The organism is Exercitatus varius, assembly GCF_029577735.1.
Taxonomy (GTDB): Bacteria; Pseudomonadota; Gammaproteobacteria; order Enterobacterales; family Pasteurellaceae; genus Exercitatus; species Exercitatus varius.
Window position 1 is genome coordinate 354,759 of the sequence record NZ_JARQTO010000001.1, and the last position, 18,694, is coordinate 373,452.

At 43.3% G+C, this 18,694-nt stretch carries 18 protein-coding genes; 12 read left to right on the top strand and 6 right to left on the bottom strand.

Features of this window, described 5'->3' with window-relative positions:
• The first annotated feature begins 66 nt into the window (after window positions 1–66).
• Window positions 67–885, top strand: coding sequence for a glycosyltransferase family 25 protein (locus P7M01_RS01680; protein ID WP_317482840.1), 819 nt, complete (start codon window positions 67–69; stop codon window positions 883–885).
• Here the strand turns inward: P7M01_RS01680 and P7M01_RS01685 are convergent.
• The 3 genes from P7M01_RS01685 to moeA are packed head-to-tail and all read right to left on the bottom strand — an operon-like array spanning window position 878 to window position 3,626.
• The gene (locus P7M01_RS01685) at window positions 878–1,660 is read right to left on the bottom strand and encodes a hypothetical protein (RefSeq protein ID WP_317475308.1); all 783 of its coding nucleotides are present in this window, start codon (window positions 1,658–1,660) and stop codon (window positions 878–880) included. The genes P7M01_RS01680 and P7M01_RS01685 overlap by 8 nt on opposite strands.
• Window positions 1,661–1,679: 19 nt before the next feature.
• Complete coding sequence (gene moeB / locus P7M01_RS01690) at window positions 1,680–2,405, bottom strand: molybdopterin-synthase adenylyltransferase MoeB (RefSeq protein WP_317482841.1); 726 nt, start codon at window positions 2,403–2,405, stop codon at window positions 1,680–1,682.
• A gap of 3 nt (window positions 2,406–2,408) precedes the next feature.
• The gene (moeA, locus tag P7M01_RS01695; protein ID WP_317482842.1) at window positions 2,409–3,626 is read right to left on the bottom strand and encodes a molybdopterin molybdotransferase MoeA; all 1,218 of its coding nucleotides are present in this window, start codon (window positions 3,624–3,626) and stop codon (window positions 2,409–2,411) included.
• Window positions 3,627–3,805: 179 nt separating this feature from the next.
• Here moeA and xthA point away from each other — a divergent pair, with 179 nt between their 5' ends.
• The 4 genes from xthA (at window position 3,806) to folC (ending at window position 7,668) form a co-directional block, all read left to right on the top strand.
• The gene (xthA, locus tag P7M01_RS01700) at window positions 3,806–4,606 is read left to right on the top strand and encodes an exodeoxyribonuclease III (protein ID WP_202937530.1); all 801 of its coding nucleotides are present in this window, start codon (window positions 3,806–3,808) and stop codon (window positions 4,604–4,606) included.
• On the top strand, window positions 4,606–5,388 hold the full coding sequence (locus P7M01_RS01705; RefSeq protein ID WP_317475306.1) for a TIGR01619 family protein: 783 nt from the start codon (window positions 4,606–4,608) through the stop codon (window positions 5,386–5,388). The genes xthA and P7M01_RS01705 overlap by 1 nt, the downstream gene beginning before the upstream one ends.
• Before the next feature lie 79 nt (window positions 5,389–5,467).
• Window positions 5,468–6,352 carry an acetyl-CoA carboxylase, carboxyltransferase subunit beta gene (gene accD, locus P7M01_RS01710; RefSeq protein ID WP_317475305.1) on the top strand — a complete coding sequence of 295 codons (885 nt, stop codon included), beginning with the start codon at window positions 5,468–5,470 and terminating at the stop codon, window positions 6,350–6,352.
• An 8-nt stretch (window positions 6,353–6,360) separates the two neighbouring features.
• Window positions 6,361–7,668 (top strand): bifunctional tetrahydrofolate synthase/dihydrofolate synthase, encoded by a 1,308-nt coding sequence (gene folC / locus P7M01_RS01715; protein ID WP_317482843.1) that lies wholly within the window; start codon window positions 6,361–6,363, stop codon window positions 7,666–7,668.
• Window positions 7,669–7,710: 42 nt separating this feature from the next.
• Here the strand turns inward: folC and P7M01_RS01720 are convergent, their stop codons facing one another.
• Complete coding sequence (locus P7M01_RS01720; protein WP_317482844.1) at window positions 7,711–8,355, bottom strand: histidine phosphatase family protein; 645 nt, start codon at window positions 8,353–8,355, stop codon at window positions 7,711–7,713.
• A 132-nt stretch (window positions 8,356–8,487) separates the two neighbouring features.
• Here P7M01_RS01720 and pepN point away from each other — a divergent pair, with 132 nt between their 5' ends.
• The 3 genes from pepN to rnm all read left to right on the top strand — a co-directional run bounded on the left by pepN (window position 8,488) and on the right by rnm (window position 13,114).
• Window positions 8,488–11,100 carry an aminopeptidase N gene (pepN, locus tag P7M01_RS01725; protein WP_317482845.1) on the top strand — a complete coding sequence of 871 codons (2,613 nt, stop codon included), beginning with the start codon at window positions 8,488–8,490 and terminating at the stop codon, window positions 11,098–11,100.
• Between the two features lie 54 nt (window positions 11,101–11,154).
• On the top strand, window positions 11,155–12,177 hold the full coding sequence (gene pyrD / locus P7M01_RS01730) for a quinone-dependent dihydroorotate dehydrogenase (RefSeq protein WP_317482846.1): 1,023 nt from the start codon (window positions 11,155–11,157) through the stop codon (window positions 12,175–12,177).
• An 82-nt stretch (window positions 12,178–12,259) separates the two neighbouring features.
• Window positions 12,260–13,114 (top strand): RNase RNM, encoded by an 855-nt coding sequence (gene rnm / locus P7M01_RS01735; RefSeq protein WP_317482847.1) that lies wholly within the window; start codon window positions 12,260–12,262, stop codon window positions 13,112–13,114.
• Between the two features lie 31 nt (window positions 13,115–13,145).
• On the opposite strand, the gene P7M01_RS01740 is transcribed toward rnm, so the two are convergent.
• Window positions 13,146–13,697: an NAD(P)H nitroreductase gene (locus P7M01_RS01740; RefSeq protein WP_317482848.1), complete on the bottom strand. Its 552-nt coding sequence runs from the start codon at window positions 13,695–13,697 to the stop codon at window positions 13,146–13,148.
• A 333-nt stretch (window positions 13,698–14,030) separates the two neighbouring features.
• On the opposite strand from P7M01_RS01740, the gene dapD reads away from it, so the two are divergent.
• The 3 genes from dapD to P7M01_RS01755 all read left to right on the top strand — a co-directional run bounded on the left by dapD (window position 14,031) and on the right by P7M01_RS01755 (window position 15,834).
• A complete protein-coding gene (gene dapD, locus P7M01_RS01745) occupies window positions 14,031–14,858 on the top strand; it encodes a 2,3,4,5-tetrahydropyridine-2,6-dicarboxylate N-succinyltransferase (protein WP_202937539.1) in 828 nt (275 codons plus the stop codon).
• A 186-nt stretch (window positions 14,859–15,044) separates the two neighbouring features.
• Entirely contained in the window at window positions 15,045–15,497 is a 453-nt protein-coding gene (locus tag P7M01_RS01750) for a hypothetical protein (RefSeq protein WP_317475298.1), read from the top strand.
• 79 nt (window positions 15,498–15,576) lie between these two features.
• The gene (locus tag P7M01_RS01755) at window positions 15,577–15,834 is read left to right on the top strand and encodes a YcgL domain-containing protein (RefSeq protein WP_202937541.1); all 258 of its coding nucleotides are present in this window, start codon (window positions 15,577–15,579) and stop codon (window positions 15,832–15,834) included.
• Between the two features lie 348 nt (window positions 15,835–16,182).
• Here P7M01_RS01755 and P7M01_RS01760 read toward each other — a convergent pair whose 3' ends face one another.
• Window positions 16,183–17,223, bottom strand: a complete 1,041-nt coding sequence (locus P7M01_RS01760) for a LacI family DNA-binding transcriptional regulator (RefSeq protein WP_317482849.1) — start codon at window positions 17,221–17,223, stop codon at window positions 16,183–16,185.
• 185 nt (window positions 17,224–17,408) lie between these two features.
• On the opposite strand from P7M01_RS01760, the gene P7M01_RS01765 reads away from it, so the two are divergent.
• The gene (locus P7M01_RS01765) at window positions 17,409–18,692 is read left to right on the top strand and encodes an MFS transporter (RefSeq protein ID WP_317482850.1); all 1,284 of its coding nucleotides are present in this window, start codon (window positions 17,409–17,411) and stop codon (window positions 18,690–18,692) included.
• Window positions 18,693–18,694: the final 2 nt, after the last annotated feature.

Sequence of the window (18,694 nt, forward strand, 5' to 3'; positions counted from 1 at the left end):
AAATATGTATAATAGCGACTTTAATAATAACTATAGCTGAGTACTGTATTCTTAAAGGATCGTCGTTTGAATAATGTAAATTATGTTATAAGTTTACCGACAGCGGTTTCTCGACGCCAACACATCCAAAACGTATTTCAAAAACAGAATGTGTCGTTTGAATTTTTTGACGCTATTTCGCCTGATGCAGGCTTAGACGCCGCAATGCGTCGTTTTGTCCCGAATTTACAACAAGCGGAACACTTAACGGCAGGTGAAAAAAGCTGTTTTATGAGCCATGTTTCTTTATGGCAGAAATGTCTCGATGAAAATTTGCCTTATATCGCCATTTTTGAAGATGATATTTTACTGGGCGAAAATGCAAGCGATTTTTTGTCCGATTATCAATGGTTTGAAGCGCGTTTTGATTTATCACGGCCGACTATTCTTAAACTGGAAACGGCGTTAGGAAAGACCAATTTTAAACCGTTACCTCAAATAGAAGCTTATCAATCCCGTCAATTTATGCGGTTGACGGTCGGCCGCGCGCATATCGGTATGGCGGGTTATATCATTTCTCATGCCACAGCGAAAGCATTATTACGTTATGTTAGAACGCGACTGGCGCATACCTTAAAAGCGATTGATTTGATTTTATTTGACGATTTACTGAAAAATCCGGATTTTCAGCTTGTGCAGCTCTATCCGGCGGTTTGCGTGCAGGATTCGTTTTATAATAAAAACAATGTAACGTTATTGAGCAGTCTGGAAATGGAAAGGGCACACCTTAAAAAAGTGCGTCCTTATATCGAACCGAAATCGCTTTTTGATGCTGTTCGGAAAATCGTGACGACGCCGTATCGTAAATATCTTAAACTTCAACGTCGTATTGTGCCTTTTAAATAAATTTATTTTTAGTATACAAACCCCGTTTAAGCCGTTTTCGGATGCGTTTAACAAGCGGTTTGGGTTTCGGTAACGGCATTTGACGTTCGGGCGGCGACAATACCGTCGAGCAACGGAATGCGTCCAATGAAAAACGGTCGTTTATCACTTCGTCGCAATGTTGTAAAAAGAGTTTAACATTTTGTTCGAAACGGCTTTGAAACAGATGATAAATACTGCCTGCGAAAACCGTTCCGATCCCGTAATATCCGTAATTACCTAAACGCCAAATGCCTTCCAACGGCTCCCGCTCGTAATGTGTCGGATATAAGGCGCGGTATGGAACGCCTAATTTTTCCGCCCGATAGGCAACTTCTTCCGCTACGTCGGACCGATCATTTAATTTAAACGAAGGAAATCCCATGCGTTTATAGCAATCCGTCGCCATAAAAAAGAAAGCGGGTGACGCGAAAATATGGCTGCCGGGATAAATATGATTGGAAGCCTGAGCCGGCCCCAGAAAAGTGTTATTTTTGTATACGAATTCCGCGGACTGTTCAATAATTTCGCGATTAAGCGGAATACAATCCGGTTCTATAATCGCCACAACATTTTTTGTCGCCCGGCTCATGACGCGATCAAGCCATTCGCCGTGTTCCATATTTTCTTCCGTGTAAATTACGTTCAGTCCGAAATGAGCCATCACTTTTTTATGGGCATTCAATACGTCGCGGTTGAAATTATCCCAATGGAAAGAATGAAATTCCACATCGGATAAATCAAATTTTGCCGTCATAGCATTTCCTTAAAATATTTTACTGAGAGGGAAGGTTAATTTCCCGGAACGTCATATTCAATCCGTCGATCATCAATAAGCGACTGCATAAATTCGTGCCGATTTTTAACCGCACTTTGATGGCTTCCAATGCCTGCAATGCGCCGACGACGCCCACAATCGGCGAAATTACGCCGGCTTCTACGCAACTTAAGGCGGTATCGCCGAAAAGCCGGCTTAACCGGCGGTAAGTCGGCGTATGCGGTTCGTAGGTAAAGACGGAAATTTGCCCTTCAAAACGAATTGCCGCCCCGGAAACTAACGGGATTTTTGCCCGTTCGCAGCAGCGATCAAGCTGATTTCGGGCATCGACATTATCGGTACAATCCAAAATGACATCAAAGTGCGGTACGATTTCCGATAGTTTTTCTTCACTGAGCAAACCGTTAACGGTGCGGATTTCAACATGAGGATTTAACGCTTCCAACGAAATTTTGGCGGATTCCACTTTCGGCATGTCCAGCCGGCTATCGTTATGTAACACTTGCCGTTGCAGGTTCGACAAGGTTACCGTATCAAAATCCAGCAGCGTTAAATGTCCCACTCCGGCGGCCGCTAAATATTGGCCGGCGGCGCAACCTAAACCGCCCAGACCGACGATCAGCATGCGGCTGTCTTTTAATTTTTCCTGTCCGTCAAAATCCACCGATTTCAGAATAATTTGACGGTTGTAACGCAATTCTTCTTGATAACTTAACTCAGCCATGGGTTATGCCAATAATTCATTAAATAATTCAATCGTTACGGTTTCACCGGCTTCCACATTGCCTCGTTCCCGTTCAAGCACGATAAAACAATTGGATTTCACAAAAGAACCGAACAAATGCGAGCCTTGGAAGCCTACGGGTTGAACCTGCAACTGTCCGTTTTCGTTGACATGATAAAAACCCCGTTGGAAATCCAAACGCCCAGGTGATTTTTTCAACTTAGTCGCGGCAACGGCCTGAAGTCGTGTGGGTTGCGAATAGGTTAAGCCGGATAGTTTGGCGATAACGGGTTGAACAAGCTGATAAAACGTGACTAAAGCGGATACCGGATTGCCCGGCAGCCCGCAGAACCACGCATTATTTAAACGGCCGAAGGCAAAAGGTTTGCCGGGTTTAATCGCCAGTTTCCAGAAGTTGATTTGTCCGACTTTTTCAAGTACGGTTTTGGTGAAATCCGCTTCGCCCACCGAAACGCCGCCGCTGGTAATCACCAAATCCGCTTGTTCCTGCGCCGTCAGAAAGGCTTTTTCGAATTCGGCTTGATTATCCGGCAAAATACCGAAATCCAATACGTCACAGTGTAACTTTTCCAGCATAAGTTTTACGGCGAATCGGTTGGTATCATAAATTTGCCCTTGCTTTAAAGGTTGTCCGACAGGGACCAGTTCGTCGCCGGTGGACAGCACGGCAACTTTTAACGGCGTAAATACGTCGACTTCTACAATACCTAACGAAGCGAGCAACGGCAACGACACGGCGTTTAACTTTGTACCGGCTTTTAGCACGACATCACCTTGTTTTACATCTTCACCGATACGGCGAATATTTTGGCCTGATTTAGGCAGAGTAGTGAAGGTTACCGAACCGTCGGCATTCACGTTAACTTCTTCCTGCATAACTACGGCATCGGCACCTTCCGGAATCACGGCGCCGGTCATAATTCTGACCGCAGTTTGCGCTTTCCATTCTCCTTCAAAAGGCTTGCCGGCAAAGGATTTTCCCGCAACGAACAGCGTCATGGATTGCGCTAAATCCGCCAAACGGACGGCATAACCGTCCATTGCCGAATTATCAAAAGAAGGAACGTTAATCGGCGAAATCATATCTTTTGCACAAATTCTATTGGCCGCCTGATGGATGGCAAGGGTTTCCGTTTTTGTCGGGGAAGGTAAGACGGACAGCATTTGTTCTAATGCCTGTTCGAGCGAAAGTAAAGACATAAGCTTATCCTTTTTCCAAAAAATCGGCGCGATCATAACATAAAAGTGCGGTCACAAAAATGATCGTTTTTTTAGGAATATGTTCGGTCTTAAAACGGCAAAAAGATTTTATAATCAAGTTTCGTAATTGTGCGAAAAACCAGTATAATAACCGGCAATTTTGACCAATTAGGAATGTTATGAAAGTTATCTCCTTTAACATTAACGGGTTGCGCGCCAGACCTCATCAGTTAGAACAAGTTATTGATATTCATCGGCCTGATATTTTAGGTTTGCAGGAAATCAAAGTGGCGGACGAACAATTTCCTTATGAACTTGTAGCGGATTTGGGTTATCACGTTTTTCATTACGGGCAAAAAGGCCATTACGGTGTGGCGTTATTGACCAAGCAGGAACCGAAAGCCGTGCGTCGCGGTTTTCCGACCGACGGCGAAGATGCGCAACGCCGCATTATTATGGCGGATTTTGATACGGATTTCGGCTCCTTAACCGTGATTAACGGCTATTTCCCGCAGGGCGAAAGTCGCGCGCACGAAACCAAATTTCCGGCAAAGGCAAAATTTTATGCGGATTTACGTCGTTATGTGGCGGAGGATTTGCCTTGCGATAACGTAGTGATTATGGGCGATATGAATATCAGTCCGACGGATTTGGATATCGGCATCGGCGAAGAAAATCGTAAACGTTGGTTGCGCACGGGCAAATGTTCGTTTTTACCGGAAGAACGGGAATGGTATCAGCATTTATACGATTTAGGTTTAGAAGATACTTTCCGCAAATTGAATCCGACGGTAAGCGACAAATTCTCATGGTTCGATTATCGTTCCAAAGGCTTTAACGAAAACCGCGGGTTGCGAATCGATCATATTTTGGCCAATACAAAATTAGCGGAACATTGCACGGAAACCGGCATTGACTTAACTATCCGAGGCATGGAAAAACCTTCGGATCATGCACCGATTTGGGCGGTATTTAGCTGATGACTGATACGGAAAAGGAACAAAACTGGCAAACTTATCGTTCATTATTGAATGATAACATTGCGATTTTTACCGCAAACCTTGCCTTATTTACCGCTTATCCGAATCCGCAGTTAAGTTCTGTGGTGCAATTTTCATTGCCTTATCAACAGGATGAAAGCGGATTGCCGATAGCGGATGAATACCAAACGCTAATTCGTAAAATTTTTAAGGTATTAACCCAATTATCCGCGTTACCGAATACTTTGTTTGCCGGGCATATTATCAGCGACGGTATGGCGCGTTTGTATTTTTATACCCGGGACAGCGATGCATTTCAGTCCGTCCTGGCACAGTTTGAAGAAGTGGACAATGTAGAAGTTCAGCGTGATGGGGATTGGGATTTGTATTTTGATTTTCTGCTGCCTTCACCGTTAGAAATGAAAATTAATGCGACGGAAGAAGTGATTGAAATGCTGACACAAAATAACCGTTCGTTAAGCGATACCTATTTGGTAGAACATAGCTTCCATTTCGATCAGAAAGAAAAAATGCAGGCTTTTATCGAAAAAATGGGATTAAGCGATATTCCGTTTAATCAAATTCAGTACACGGATCAGCCCGTGCGTCTTGATGACGAGGATGACGAGGTCTACATATTAAAACTGGAGCAGGAACTGACGTTGGATAACAGCGATATTTTCGTTTATGTGGAATCTTTTGAATATCTGGCAAAAGAGTTTTCCGGGGAATATCAAGGATGGGAATGCGACAATTTAGTAGAGGATGCGCAGCTAAATTAACGACCGATTAAAGCTTACTGGCATAATGCCGGAAATTGTGGTTTAATACGCTGAATTTTCATTGATTAACAGGTTAAACATGAGCTGGATAGATAAAATTTTTAGCAAAAAGCCGTCTTCGGATTCCCGCCGGGCAAACGTGCCGGAAGGCGTGTGGACGAAATGTACGGCATGTGAACAGGTTTTATATCGCGATGAGTTAAAACGCCATTTAGAAGTTTGTCCGAAATGCGGTCATCATATGCGTATTGACGCCCGCGAGCGTTTGGAATACCTGCTGGACAAAGACAGCATGACGGAAATCGCAGCGGATTTAGAACCGAAAGATATTTTAAAATTTAAAGATTTAAAGAAATATAAAGATCGTCTTTCCGCCGCACAAAAAGATACCGGCGAAAAAGACGCATTGGTTGCTATGTCCGGTACATTATACGGCATGCCGATTGTGGCCGCCGCATCAAATTTCGCTTTTATGGGCGGTTCTATGGGTTCCGTAGTCGGAGCAAAATTTGTTCGCGCCGCAGAAAAAGCCATGGAAAATAATTGTCCTTTCGTCTGTTTTTCCGCCTCCGGCGGCGCCCGCATGCAGGAAGCCTTAATTTCCTTAATGCAAATGGCAAAAACCAGTGCCGTACTGGCGAAAATGAAAGAAAAAGGCATACCGTTCATTTCCGTATTAACGGATCCGACTTTGGGCGGCGTATCCGCCAGTTTCGCCATGTTAGGTGATTTAAACATCGCCGAGCCGAAAGCTTTAATCGGTTTTGCCGGTCCGCGCGTTATCGAACAAACCGTACGTGAAAAATTGCCGGATGGCTTCCAACGTGCCGAGTTTTTGTTGGAACACGGCGCCATTGATATGATCGTCAAACGTTCTGAAATGCGTGAAAAACTAGCCAGTATATTGAGCAAGTTAATGAATAAACCGTCACCATTTTTAGAACCTGAAATTATTGCTGACTAGGTAAAATCATGCAACATCATTTAAAAGCCACTTCGCCACTGAACGAGTGGCTTTCTTATTTGGAAAATAGCCACTTTAAAGCTATCGATTTGGGTCTGGAACGGGTTAAAACCGTTGCACAGGAGTTGGATTTATTACGTCCTGCACCTTATGTCGTGACTGTGGGCGGAACAAACGGCAAGGGAACGACCTGTCATTTATTGGAAACGATGCTGATTAATGCCGGTTATCGGGTTGGTGTTTATTCGTCACCGCATTTGCTTCGTTATAACGAACGAGTGAGAATCCAAAATCAGGAATTACCGGATTCACAACACACCGTATCTTTTGCTTTTATTAATGAACACAAAAGTCAATCTCTCACTTATTTCGAGTTCAGTACGCTTTCCGCATTGCATTTATTCAAGCAGGCCAAAGTTGACGTGGCAATTTTGGAAGTCGGGTTGGGCGGTCGTTTGGATGCCACTAATATTGTGGATGCCGACATGGCGATTATTACCAGTGTCGATATCGATCATGTGGATTTTTTAGGCGATACCCGCGAGAAAATCGGATTCGAAAAAGCCGGTATTTTCCGTGCCGGTAAGCCCGTGATTATCGGAGAGCCTGATTGTCCGCACAGCATGCTGGAACAGGCAATGCAACTGAAATGTGCGGTTTCACGTAGAAATGCCGATTGGTCGTTTACACAGCAGGCGGAATCCTGGACATGGCAAAATGCTAAAGTGCGGTTAGAAAATTTGCCGTTTTGCGACATTCCGTTGCCCAATGCGGCGACAGCATTAGCTGCCGTTCAAGCGTTGCCTTTTAATATTTCGGAAGCGGTTATCCGTCAATCTTTGCGGGAAGTGGAATTGATCGGACGCTTTCAAACGATTAAATCGACACAATTATCAACCCTTGCGGAATTAACAAACAAGCCTGTAGAGGCTTTACCGCAATTTATCATTGATGTAGGGCACAATCCGCATGCCGCAAAATATTTAAGCGAAAAATTGACCGCACTTCGTTCTCGGATTTCAGGCAAAATTATTGCGGTTTGCGGAATTTTGAAGGATAAAGACGCCGCCGGCGTGCTGACGCCTTTGTTACCGGTTATAGACGAATGGATTTGCGTCACCTTAACGGGCGATCGCGGACAAACAGGGGAGTCGCTAAGTCAAAAACTTCGGACAATCGCCCCTGACGTACGCCCGGAAATCTGCCGTTCGGTGCAAGAGGGGGTAAAAAGTGCGGTCAAAAAATCCCATAAAAATGACGTAGTGATATTATTCGGTTCCTTTCACACTGTAGGCGAATTTTTACAGTTATTGTGAAAATCAGATAAAATGAAAAGGCGCCATTAAGCGCCTTTTTCATCATTGTAAATGACGGGTATCGTTAACTTTTTCCACGATAAATCGCCCCGAATCCGCTTGTCCGTTTCGAACGTAACGTACGATATTAATCGACGTATTTTTCATCGCTTCGCTTCTGCCGGGATCGCGATGGGTCTGCCAGGTGGCGCCGCCGAATATCGCCATTAATAAACGCACGGTATGCCCGTGAGACACGATTAAAATATTGCCGTTATCATGAATTTGGATAATGTCATCGATGGCTTTCGTGGTGCGGTCGGCTAACTGTTCCCAGGTTTCGCCGCCGTTGGTCAGCGCTTTGTAATTAACCGGATCCGAAACCATTTGTTGGAATTCTTGGGTTTGACGGATTAATTCCACATTAGTGCCTTCCCAAGAACCGAAATAATGTTCGTTTAACCCGTTATGCTGAAAAAGCGGTACGTTCCGTCCGTCTAAAATATGATTGGCGGTATCGATAGTACGTTGCAGACAGCTTGAATAGGCGGCGACAAACGGCACATCATTTAGCGCCAATCCCGTGAGTTTTGCGCCTTTTACGCCTTCTTCGGTCAGGTCGGAATTGCCCCATCCCTGCATTAAGCCCTGTTCGTTCCAAACCGTTCTGCCGTGGCGGATAAGATAAAATCGAATATCTTTTTTCATGACTGTTCCTTATTTTCGTAAGACAAGATTTTACAGGATTCTTGCCGCAATGAAAATTTAAAAATACTTTGCAACTTTGCCTTAAAAAATTTATCCTAAACAGAAATTTTTTATCGTTTAACGGATGTTTTTATGCACGCGAAAGCTAAATACCGCAAAGATTATAAAACCCCTGATTTCACCGCAACAGATATTTTCCTTGATTTTCAACTCGATCCGCAACACACCGTGGTTACCGCTAAAACCCGGTTCCAACGTCTTAATTCCGAAAGCACAACCCTGCGTTTAGACGGCCACAGTTTCCAATTCGCTTCAATTAAATTTAACGGTAGCGATTTTTCCGCTTATAAACAAGACGGCGAAAGTTTAACTTTGACTTTACCCGAAGAAAGTGCGGGAGATTTTGAGCTCGAAATTGTGACAATTCTGGTGCCCGCCGAAAATACTTCATTACAAGGTTTATACCAATCGGGCGAGGGAATTTGTACTCAATGCGAAGCGGAAGGTTTCCGCCAGATTACTTATTCTTTAGACCGCCCGGACGTATTGGCGCGTTATCAGGTAAAAATTACTGCGGATAAAACCCGTTATCCGATTTTGCTTTCCAACGGAAACCGTATTGCAAGCGGTGAATCGGATAAAGGTCAACATTGGGTGGAATGGCAGGATCCGTTCCCGAAACCGAGTTATTTATTTGCATTGGTCGCAGGTGATTTTGATGTGTTGCAAGATGAATTTACCACCCGCAGCGGACGCAAAGTGGCATTGGAACTTTATGTAGATCGCGGCAATCTGAATCGCGCCGATTGGGCGATGCAAAGCCTGAAAAAAGCCATGAAATGGGATGAGGAGCGGTTTGGACTGGAATACGATCTGGATATTTACATGATTGTGGCGGTAGATTTCTTCAATATGGGCGCCATGGAAAATAAAGGTCTAAATATATTCAATTCCAAATATGTACTTGCCAATGCGCAAACGGCGACGGATGAAGATTATTTGGCGATTGAATCGGTGATCGGACATGAATATTTTCATAACTGGACCGGTAACCGCGTCACTTGCCGGGATTGGTTTCAATTAAGTTTGAAGGAAGGATTGACGGTGTTCCGCGATCAGGAATTTTCATCGGATACCGGTTCCCGTGCGGTAAATCGCATTAATAACGTCAAATTCCTGCGCACCGCGCAATTTGCCGAAGACGCCAGTCCGATGTCTCATCCGATTCGTCCGGAAAAAGTGTTGGAAATGAATAACTTCTATACGATGACCATCTATGAAAAAGGGGCGGAAGTCATTCGTATGATGCACACGTTACTAGGTGAAAAACGCTTCCAACAAGGTATGCAGCTTTATATTGCGGAAAATGACGATAAAGCTGCCACCTGCGAAGATTTTGTTTCGGCGATGGAACGCGCATCCGGCGTGGATTTAACACAATTCCGCCGTTGGTATAGTCAATCCGGTACGCCTAAATTAACGATTTCCGACAGCTACGACGAGAAAAAACATACTTATCAGCTGATTGTTTCGCAACTGACGCCGCCGACGGCGGATCAAATGGATAAAGTGAATTTGCACATTCCGTTAAAAATCGCCTTATACGACAAAAACGGCATTCCGATTACCTTGCTGAACAACGGCGAAGTGGTAAGTGATGTCCTGAACGTAACACAAAAAGAGCAGGTATTTGAATTCCATTCCGTCAGTTCACGTCCCGTGCCGGCGTTATTATGTGATTTTTCGGCGCCGGTGAAGCTGGATTATCATTACAGCACGGAACAACTGATTACCTTATTGAAATTCGCACAAAACGAATTTGTTCGTTGGGACGCGATGCAAATGCTGTTTGCCGCGGAATTGCGCCGCAATTTAACCGCCAGTCAGCAAGGTGAAGAACTCACATTTTCTGCGGAAATTTTGACCGCACTTTCCCACGTGTTGGCCAATTACAAAGAGAATGTGGAACTTACCACGCTGATTCTGACTTTGCCGAAAGAAACGGAATTTGCCGAGCTATTCAAAACCATTGATCCGGACGGCATTGTTGCCGTGCGCGATTTTATGCAACGTACTATTGCGGAAAATTTACGAGCTCAACTACTTGAAACCTATAATGCCATTCAGCAGGAAGAATATCGTATCGATATTCGGGACATTGCCTTGCGCAGTTTGAAAAATATTTGCCTGCAATACTTAGCTTTCACGGAAACCGGCAATTTAATTGTCAACAAGCATTATCTGCATGCCAATAACATGACGGACACGCTGGCCGCATTAACGGCGGCAACCAAAGCTCAGCTAGGCTGTCGTGAAAACCTACTGCGCGATTTTGAAGAAAAATGGCAACATGACGGACTGGTTATGGATAAATGGTTTGCCTTGCAGGCAACCCGTCCGGACAGCAATGTCTTGGAATTGGTGCAGCATCTCATGCTGCATCCGAGTTTCAACTTTAATAATCCGAATCGCTTACGCGCGTTGGTGGCAAGTTTCGCCAACCAAAATTTAAAAGCGTTTCATGCCGCGAACGGTTCGGGTTATCGCTTCCTGACCGACATTTTGATTAAGCTGAACGAAACCAATCCGCAGGTGGCGGCGCGCTTAGTCGAACCGCTTATTCGCTTCAATCGTTATGACAGCCAGCGTCAGACCTTAATGAAACGCGCACTGGAACGTTTAAGCGAAGTGGAAGATCTGTCTAAAGATTTATACGAAAAAATTGACAAAGCGTTAAACGCCTGAGCGAACAAATTTTATAGTTAACCGTAAAGTATAGAGAAACGTAGAGAACATAAAATGTTATATTCACTTATTCGGAAAGGCATTTTTGCGTTAGAACCTGAAACCGCTCACGATCTGGTGATAAAAGCGTTGCATATAGCCGGCTATCCGCTGTTGAACCGCGCATTGAAAGCGTTGCTCGCTTGCCCGCAGGGAGCGGAAAAAACGGTCATGGGCGTGAAGTTTAAAAATCCTATCGGATTAGCCGCCGGCGCGGATAAAAACGGCGAAGCGATTGACGGTTTCGGCGCCATGGGCTTCGGCTTTATCGAAGTGGGTACCGTTACGCCGTTGGCTCAGGACGGCAATGCCAAACCGCGTCAATTCCGGATTGTGGAAGCGGAAGGAATTATTAATCGCAACGGTTTTAATAATTACGGTATCGATCACCTTATCGAAAATGTCAATAAATCCCATTATGACGGCACCTTGGGAATCAATATCGGTAAAAATAAAATTACCCCTATTGAACACGGCAAAGACGATTATATTTTCTGCCTGAATAAAGCTTACAATTATGCGGATTACATTACGGTGAATATTTCTTCTCCGAATACGCCGGATTTGCGGACTTTACAATACGGTGACGCATTGGACGATTTGCTGAAAGGTATCAAACAGCGGCAAAAAATCCTGGCGGATCAGTACAACAAATATGTTCCTATTGCGTTGAAAATTGCGCCAGATCTCACAGAAGCCGAATTAGTGCAAATCGCCGATACGGTTCGCCGTCATCAAATGGACGGCGTTATTGCGACCAACACCACGGTTTCCCGCGATACCGTGCAAGGCATGAAACATGCAACGGAAATCGGCGGTTTAAGCGGCAAACCGTTGCAACATAAAAGTACGGAAATCATTCGCCGTTTGCATCAGGAACTGAAAGGCGACATTCCGATTATCGGCAGCGGCGGTATCGACGGCGTGCAAAACGCACGGGAAAAAATGGCGGCCGGCGCCGAATTATTACAGATTTATTCCGGATTGATTTATCACGGTCCCGCATTAGTCAAAGCTTTGGTGCAAGCCATCAAATAGCGTTCGTGCAAAGCAAAAAGTGCGGTCAAATTTCACCGCACTTTTCTGTTATGCGCCATCCTACATCTTAAATTGCCATAATATGACGGAAAAAATTTACGATCTCCACACCCACAGCACCGCTTCAGACGGAACATTAACACCGACGGAATTGGTTCAACGAGCCGCCGAACAGCAGGTTAGCGTATTGGCGCTGACGGATCACGACAGCGTTTCAGGATTGGCAGAAGCCCGAATTGCGGCGAAATCCGCAGGAATTCGGTTGATTAACGGGGTAGAGGTGTCAACGGAATGGGAAAACCGCGGCATTCATATTGTGGGATTAGGATTTGATAAAACTCATCAAAATTTGACCGCACTTTTGCAGCAACAGGCGCAAGTGCGTCATCAACGCGCGTTGGAAATCGGGTTAAAGCTGGAAAAAGTCGGCATTCCGAATGCTTTCGACGGCGCGAAAAAACTGGCGGACGGAGAAGTCACCCGCGCGCATTTCGCCCGTTATTTGGTGCAGATAGGCGAAGTGAAAAATGAAGCTCAGGCATTCAAAAAATATCTTGCCCAGGGTAAGCCTTGCTTTGTTAAATCCGGCTGGGCGACGATTCCGCTTGCGATTGAAACTATTCATCAGGCGGGCGGTCTGGCCGTGCTGGCTCACCCTTTGCGTTACACCATGACGAACCGCTGGTTGCGACGTTTAATTGACGAATTCAAACAATGGGGTGGGGACGGCATTGAAGTTTCAGGTTGCGGACAAACGCCGGATCAGCGTCATTTACTGGCGCGTTGGGCAAATGAATTCGGACTGTTAGGCTCCGTCGGTTCGGATTTTCATTTTCCCTGCGGTTGGATTGAAATCGGTAAGTCATTGTTTTTACCTGAAAACGTCACACCGATTTGGACGGAATTAAACGAAAAATTAAACGAAAAAAGCGGATAAATTTATCCGCTTTGCAAATTTCATCGTACGCTCAGAGATAGCGCACAAATTTGTCTGGGTTGACAGGTTTCGGCTCTTTATCCGGTTGACTTTTCGCCGTCCCCAGCATAACCAATGCTATCACTTTATCAGTAGCGCCGCATTCAAAGGCTTGACGCAGAGCAGAACCGTCCACCCATTTTCCGGTTATCCAGACATTATCAAAACCTAAATTTTGCGCCGCCAGCTGAATGCTGTAAGTCGCACAACCTGCGGTTAACATTTGTTCCCAGTCCGGCACTTTTTCGATAGTTTTATCAATTTTTGCGACGACCGCAATGACCATCGGTTGTCCGCAAATTTTTTCCGCTTTCGCCGCTTGTTTTTCATCTAAATTCAGCTCTTGCGCCGCCGCTTTTAATAACACTTCAAGCCGTTTCAGCCCTTCGCCTTCGATAACAATAAAGCGATAAGGCTGTAATTTGCCGTGATCCGGTGCGCGAAATGCGGCTTGAAATATTTGCGCCAGCTGCTCGGCATTCGGCGCGGGATGCGTCAGCTTTTTATTCGAACGGCGATGTAGCAATAATTCTAAAGTATCCATTTTGTTTTATCCTAAAAAGTGCGGTGAAAAAATTGAGAGTTTTTTGCGTTAAAATTACGCATTATTTTTACTGAATTATATCTACCAAAGACGTTTAATATTATATATCAACGCATTAATTTTATCATAATCAATAAAATCGGCGGCAGTTCGGACAAAAAAGTGCGGTTAAATTTTTAATCGTTTTTGTAAAATACAAGGTTATCAAGTGACGATGTCACAATAATGTTAACTCAATTTAAGCCGTCGTCCGAATGCAGAAAACAGGTGAGTTTTGCTGAAAATATGGTAACATTAACGGCGAATTTTCATTAACTTTTTATAGGAAATACTATGTCAAACTTACAAGCAGTCATTGAAGAAGCGTTTGAACGCCGTGCCGATATTACACCTAAAACAGTGGATGCGGCGACAAGAGCGGCGATTGAAGAAGTGATCGAGGGATTAGACAGCGGTAAATTCCGTGTAGCCGAAAAAATTAACGGCGAATGGGTAACGCATCAATGGCTGAAAAAGGCCGTTTTATTATCATTCCGCATTAATGAGAACGAACTCATTGACGGTGCCGAAACCAAATATTATGACAAAGTACCGTTGAAATTTGCCGGCTATACCGAAGAACGTTTTGCGCAGGAAGGTTTCCGTGTCGTGCCTTCGGCGACAGTGCGCAAAGGTGCGTACATTTCAAAAAATGCGGTTTTAATGCCGTCTTACGTTAACATTGGTGCTTATGTAGGCGAGGGCACCATGGTGGATACTTGGGCAACGGTGGGATCTTGCGCGCAAATCGGTAAAAATGTTCATTTATCAGGCGGTGTGGGTATCGGCGGCGTGTTAGAACCGTTACAAGCCAATCCGACGATTATCGGCGATAACTGTTTTATCGGCGCGCGTTCCGAAGTGGTTGAAGGTGTGATTGTTGAAGACGGCTGTGTGATTTCCATGGGCGTATTTATCGGTCAATCGACTAAAATTTATGATCGCGAAACCGGTGAAATCCATTATGGTCGCGTACCTGCGGGTTCCGTTGTGGTTTCCGGCAGCCTTCCGTCAAAAGACGGCAAATACAGTCTTTATTGCGCGGTCATTGTGAAAAAAGTAGACGCCAAAACACTGGGTAAAGTGGGAATTAACGAATTATTGCGTTCTATCGAAGAATAAATAATCTTCAATTCGAGCAATAAAAACGGCGTAACAGTGAACTTTACGCCGTTTATTATAGTCTAATTTTACGAATATGCTGGTTATAACAAATATCTTGTTATATTTCAGTCAGCTATATTCATCATAATACAATGTCGAAATACTTATATCATTAGATATAATTACTTAAGATTAGGGGAAACAATGAAAAAATCATTATTAGCAACATTGGTGTTGAGCGCTTTATTTGCGGTAACTGCTTGTGATCAAGCAAAAAAAGATAATACTGCCGAAGTGAAAGATGCGGCAACGCAAACAACTCAAGATGTGAATCAAAATATGGCTGATTCAAAAGACACTGTGTCTGAAAAAGCGGGTGAAATGAAAGACGCTGCAATAGATAAAGCCAATGAAATAAAAGATTCTGCGGCAGAAAAAGCCGGCGAAATTAAAGATGCGGCGATGGAAAAAGCGACTGAAATGAAAAATTCAGCCGAAGAAAAAGCAGCAGAAATGAAAGACGCGGCAATGGAAAAAGCCAATGAAATGAAAGATGCCGCAGAAGCTAAAGCCACTGAAATGCGAGAAGCAGCTTCACAAAAAGCAGCAGACGCCGTTTCCGAACAAAATAAAGAAGTTAAAGACACTTCTAAATAATTTTGGCATTAATTCTTTACAAGAAATCCCAAGAGATTATAGAATCCTTGGGATTTTTTATTTTTTCAAGGAATTCTGTATGTTATGTGCAATTTATAAAAGTAAAAAGAAAGAAGGGATGTACTTGTATATAGCAAAACGCGATGATTTTTCCGATTTACCAAGTGCATTACGCGAAGCTTTTGGCACGCCGGCGTTTGTCATGCTTTTTAATTTAGCCGGCCAAAAAACACTTATAAATGCGGATAACCAGGAAGTGATGGAACAAATTAAACAAAACGGTTTTTATTTGCAAATGCCGTCGCAAGACGATTGGTTATTTACCATTGAAAAGTAAACAACGACGTTGGTAAAAAATTATTTTAAACGGCACCGAAAGGTGCTTTTTTTTGTTACAGGGAAATATCTAATCCCCTGTAACTGAATTCGCATAATGTATATTATGTTAAATAATGTATGCATTATATCACGGAAATAAATTTACTATTACTCTCTTATCAATTAACTTTATTTATAAACTGATTGTGCTGATAAATGTGTTTTGATTTTTGAAAAGGAAAATTAGAAAAATAAAAAACGACGGCGTTACACAAAAAATCATTCACTTTTGTGTAATAAAATATCATCGGATTTTATGCAGATGAATCTGAAGAATTTAGATATTTTTCCAGGTAGAATTAATTTTTTAGCAAGATTTTCCCATAATTAATGGGCAAGTTATCTTGTGGCATTCGGTATCTTCGCGTTCTTCAATTAAATGTAATGCCGCTTGCTCGCCCATAGCATAATGCGGTAATTCTACTGTGGTTAATGGCGGTATGAATAGACGTGCAATGCCGACCATATTGTCATATCCCGTTACGGCAATATCTTCAGGAATACGATATCCGTGACTGAGCATTAGCTGATACGCAACAAACGCAATTCTGTCATTGCCGCAGACAATCACGTCATAATCTAATTTTTTGTGACGTTGTAGCAAATCTATTAGCGGTTTTGCTCCCTCAAAATAATCTTCGCCGTCGGCCTGCATAAAATAATGGCTGATTTTGACCGCACTTTTATCTGTTTCTTCCGCAAAAAATGCTTGTTCAAAGCCTTTTTTACGGGCTTTGGTCGCAATATAATTATGAGGAATATGCAGGAATAGCGGTTTTTTATAACCTTTTTCCACTAATAATTTACCGATTTTGTACTGTCCTTGGTAATCATCAGGAATATAGCTTGCTACGGGTAAATCCTCCGTCACGCAATTTGCTAAAGCTATGGGGAATTGACGCAGTTTTTCTGGAACTTGTACGGTTTTTAAGCCGTTACGCGCAATAATGATGCCGTTTGGCCGATGGGAAATAAGTTGTTCCACTGCTTGTTCCATTTCGGCTTCATCATTTTCAAACGTGTTAATGACATATGAATGCCAGCCAAATTTACGGACTGTTTTTTCTATGGCTAATAAAATTTCTACAGAAAACGGTGTGGTCGCAGTACCGAGAGATAACACCCCGATTGTTTTCCCCGTTACTCCCCTAATATTCTGTGCAGCGAAATTGGGGACATAACCAAGTTGATCAATGGCGCGTTTAACGGATTGATAAGTCTTATCTGATAATTTATCGGGATTATTCAGTGCACGCGATACTGTCATCAGCGATACGCCCGCTAATTGGGCCACATCTTTGAGTGATGCCATAAAAACTCTCCTATTTCTGACCGCACTTTTACCCATAATACCTTTTTTCTAAATTTATTGTTAACGTTAACTAAAAAATGTGAACCACTTCACATTTTTATAAATGTTAACGTTAAAATTTGTGATAAATATCACAAAATATGAATTATTTGTTTGTTTAAATTAAATGATAACGTTAACATTAGTTGCAATTTTAGAGAACTCAATAAATGGAGTTAAAAATGGAAAATTCTGCCACTCAAGACTATTATTTATCTAACCGTAATTATTGGCTATTCAGCGGCTATTTTTTCGTGTTTTTCTTTATTATGGCAACCTGCTACCCGTTTCTTGGGATTTGGCTGGGCGATATTAACGGTTTGTCCGGTGAAGATGCCGGAATGGTATTCGCCATGATGTCATTCTTCGCACTCTGTTTTCAGCCTGTATTTGGGTATGTATCGGATAAACTTGGTATCCGAAAACATTTACTGTGGATTTTAGCCGTCACACTTGTATTTTACGCACCGTTTTTTATTTATGTGTTTGCTCCCCTGCTCAAAACCAACGTTTGGTTAGGTTCCATTGTAGGCGGGGCGTATATCGGTTTTGTGTTCCAGGCGGGCTCGCCGGCTTCCGAAGCCTATATTGAACGCGTTAGCCGTCGATGTCGGTTTGAATACGGTCGCGCCCGCATGTTTGGAATGTTCGGTTGGGCGATTTGTGCATCGATTGCCGGCAATCTTTACGGTTCCAATCCCAACTATGTGTTTTGGCTCGGTTCTGCGGCATCACTCGTATTGCTGGTGTTAATTTTTCTTGCGAAGCCGACAGAAAGTTCAACGGCAAAAGTCGTGGAACAGCTTGTCAGCAATAAAAATCCCGTTACGCTAAAGCAAGCAATCATCATTTTCAAGCGTCCTAAATTTTGGGCTTTATTAGCATATGTGGTCGGAGTAGCATGTATTTACGATATTTTCGACCAACAGTTCGGGAATTTCTTTAACACTTTTTTTGCTTCTCATGCAGAAGGCATTCAAATGTTTGGCTATGTTACCACGGCAGGGGAAATGCTAAATGCGCTGATTATGTTCTTTGTACCGCTCGTCATTAATCGTATAGGTGCGAAAAACGCTTTACTCATTGCAGGTTCCATCATGAGCGTTCGTATTATCGGTTCGTCATTCGCTACCGAAGCTTGGCATGTTGTGGTGCTCAAAACTCTGCATATGTTTGAAGTGCCGTTTTATCTCGTGGGTGTATTCAAATACATCGCAAGCACTTTCGAATTACACTTTTCCGCTACTATTTATCTCGTTGCCTGCCATTTCACTAAACAAATAGGCAATATGATTGTATCGCCAATTGTCGGTGCAGGTTATGACTTATACGGCTTTCAACACACCTACTTTATCTTAGGCTGTATAGCTGTTACATTTACCATCATTTCGGCGTTCACGCTTACAGACAAAATGCCGTTCAGCGAACGTTATCAATTACAAAAATGCAACGTGCAATCACGTTAAGG

Bases quoted from the DNA above. Each gene is read 5' to 3' on its own strand.
- P7M01_RS01720 (WP_317482844.1), bottom strand. From the start codon at position 8,355: ATGAAAAAAGATATTCGATTTTATCTTATCCGCCACGGCAGAACGGTT.
- pepN (WP_317482845.1), top strand. From the start codon at position 8,488: ATGCACGCGAAAGCTAAATACCGCAAAGATTATAAAACCCCTGATTTC.
- P7M01_RS01755 (WP_202937541.1), top strand. From the start codon at position 15,577: ATGTTATGTGCAATTTATAAAAGTAAAAAGAAAGAAGGGATGTACTTG.
- P7M01_RS01765 (WP_317482850.1), top strand. From the start codon at position 17,409: ATGGAAAATTCTGCCACTCAAGACTATTATTTATCTAACCGTAATTAT.
- xthA (WP_202937530.1), top strand. From the start codon at position 3,806: ATGAAAGTTATCTCCTTTAACATTAACGGGTTGCGCGCCAGACCTCAT.
- pyrD (WP_317482846.1), top strand. From the start codon at position 11,155: ATGTTATATTCACTTATTCGGAAAGGCATTTTTGCGTTAGAACCTGAA.
- rnm (WP_317482847.1), top strand. From the start codon at position 12,260: ATGACGGAAAAAATTTACGATCTCCACACCCACAGCACCGCTTCAGAC.
- moeA (WP_317482842.1), bottom strand. From the start codon at position 3,626: ATGTCTTTACTTTCGCTCGAACAGGCATTAGAACAAATGCTGTCCGTC.
- P7M01_RS01760 (WP_317482849.1), bottom strand. From the start codon at position 17,223: ATGGGTAAAAGTGCGGTCAGAAATAGGAGAGTTTTTATGGCATCACTC.
- P7M01_RS01750 (WP_317475298.1), top strand. From the start codon at position 15,045: ATGAAAAAATCATTATTAGCAACATTGGTGTTGAGCGCTTTATTTGCG.
- folC (WP_317482843.1), top strand. From the start codon at position 6,361: ATGCAACATCATTTAAAAGCCACTTCGCCACTGAACGAGTGGCTTTCT.
- P7M01_RS01685 (WP_317475308.1), bottom strand. From the start codon at position 1,660: ATGACGGCAAAATTTGATTTATCCGATGTGGAATTTCATTCTTTCCAT.
- moeB (WP_317482841.1), bottom strand. From the start codon at position 2,405: ATGGCTGAGTTAAGTTATCAAGAAGAATTGCGTTACAACCGTCAAATT.
- accD (WP_317475305.1), top strand. From the start codon at position 5,468: ATGAGCTGGATAGATAAAATTTTTAGCAAAAAGCCGTCTTCGGATTCC.
- P7M01_RS01740 (WP_317482848.1), bottom strand. From the start codon at position 13,697: ATGGATACTTTAGAATTATTGCTACATCGCCGTTCGAATAAAAAGCTG.
- P7M01_RS01705 (WP_317475306.1), top strand. From the start codon at position 4,606: ATGACTGATACGGAAAAGGAACAAAACTGGCAAACTTATCGTTCATTA.
- dapD (WP_202937539.1), top strand. From the start codon at position 14,031: ATGTCAAACTTACAAGCAGTCATTGAAGAAGCGTTTGAACGCCGTGCC.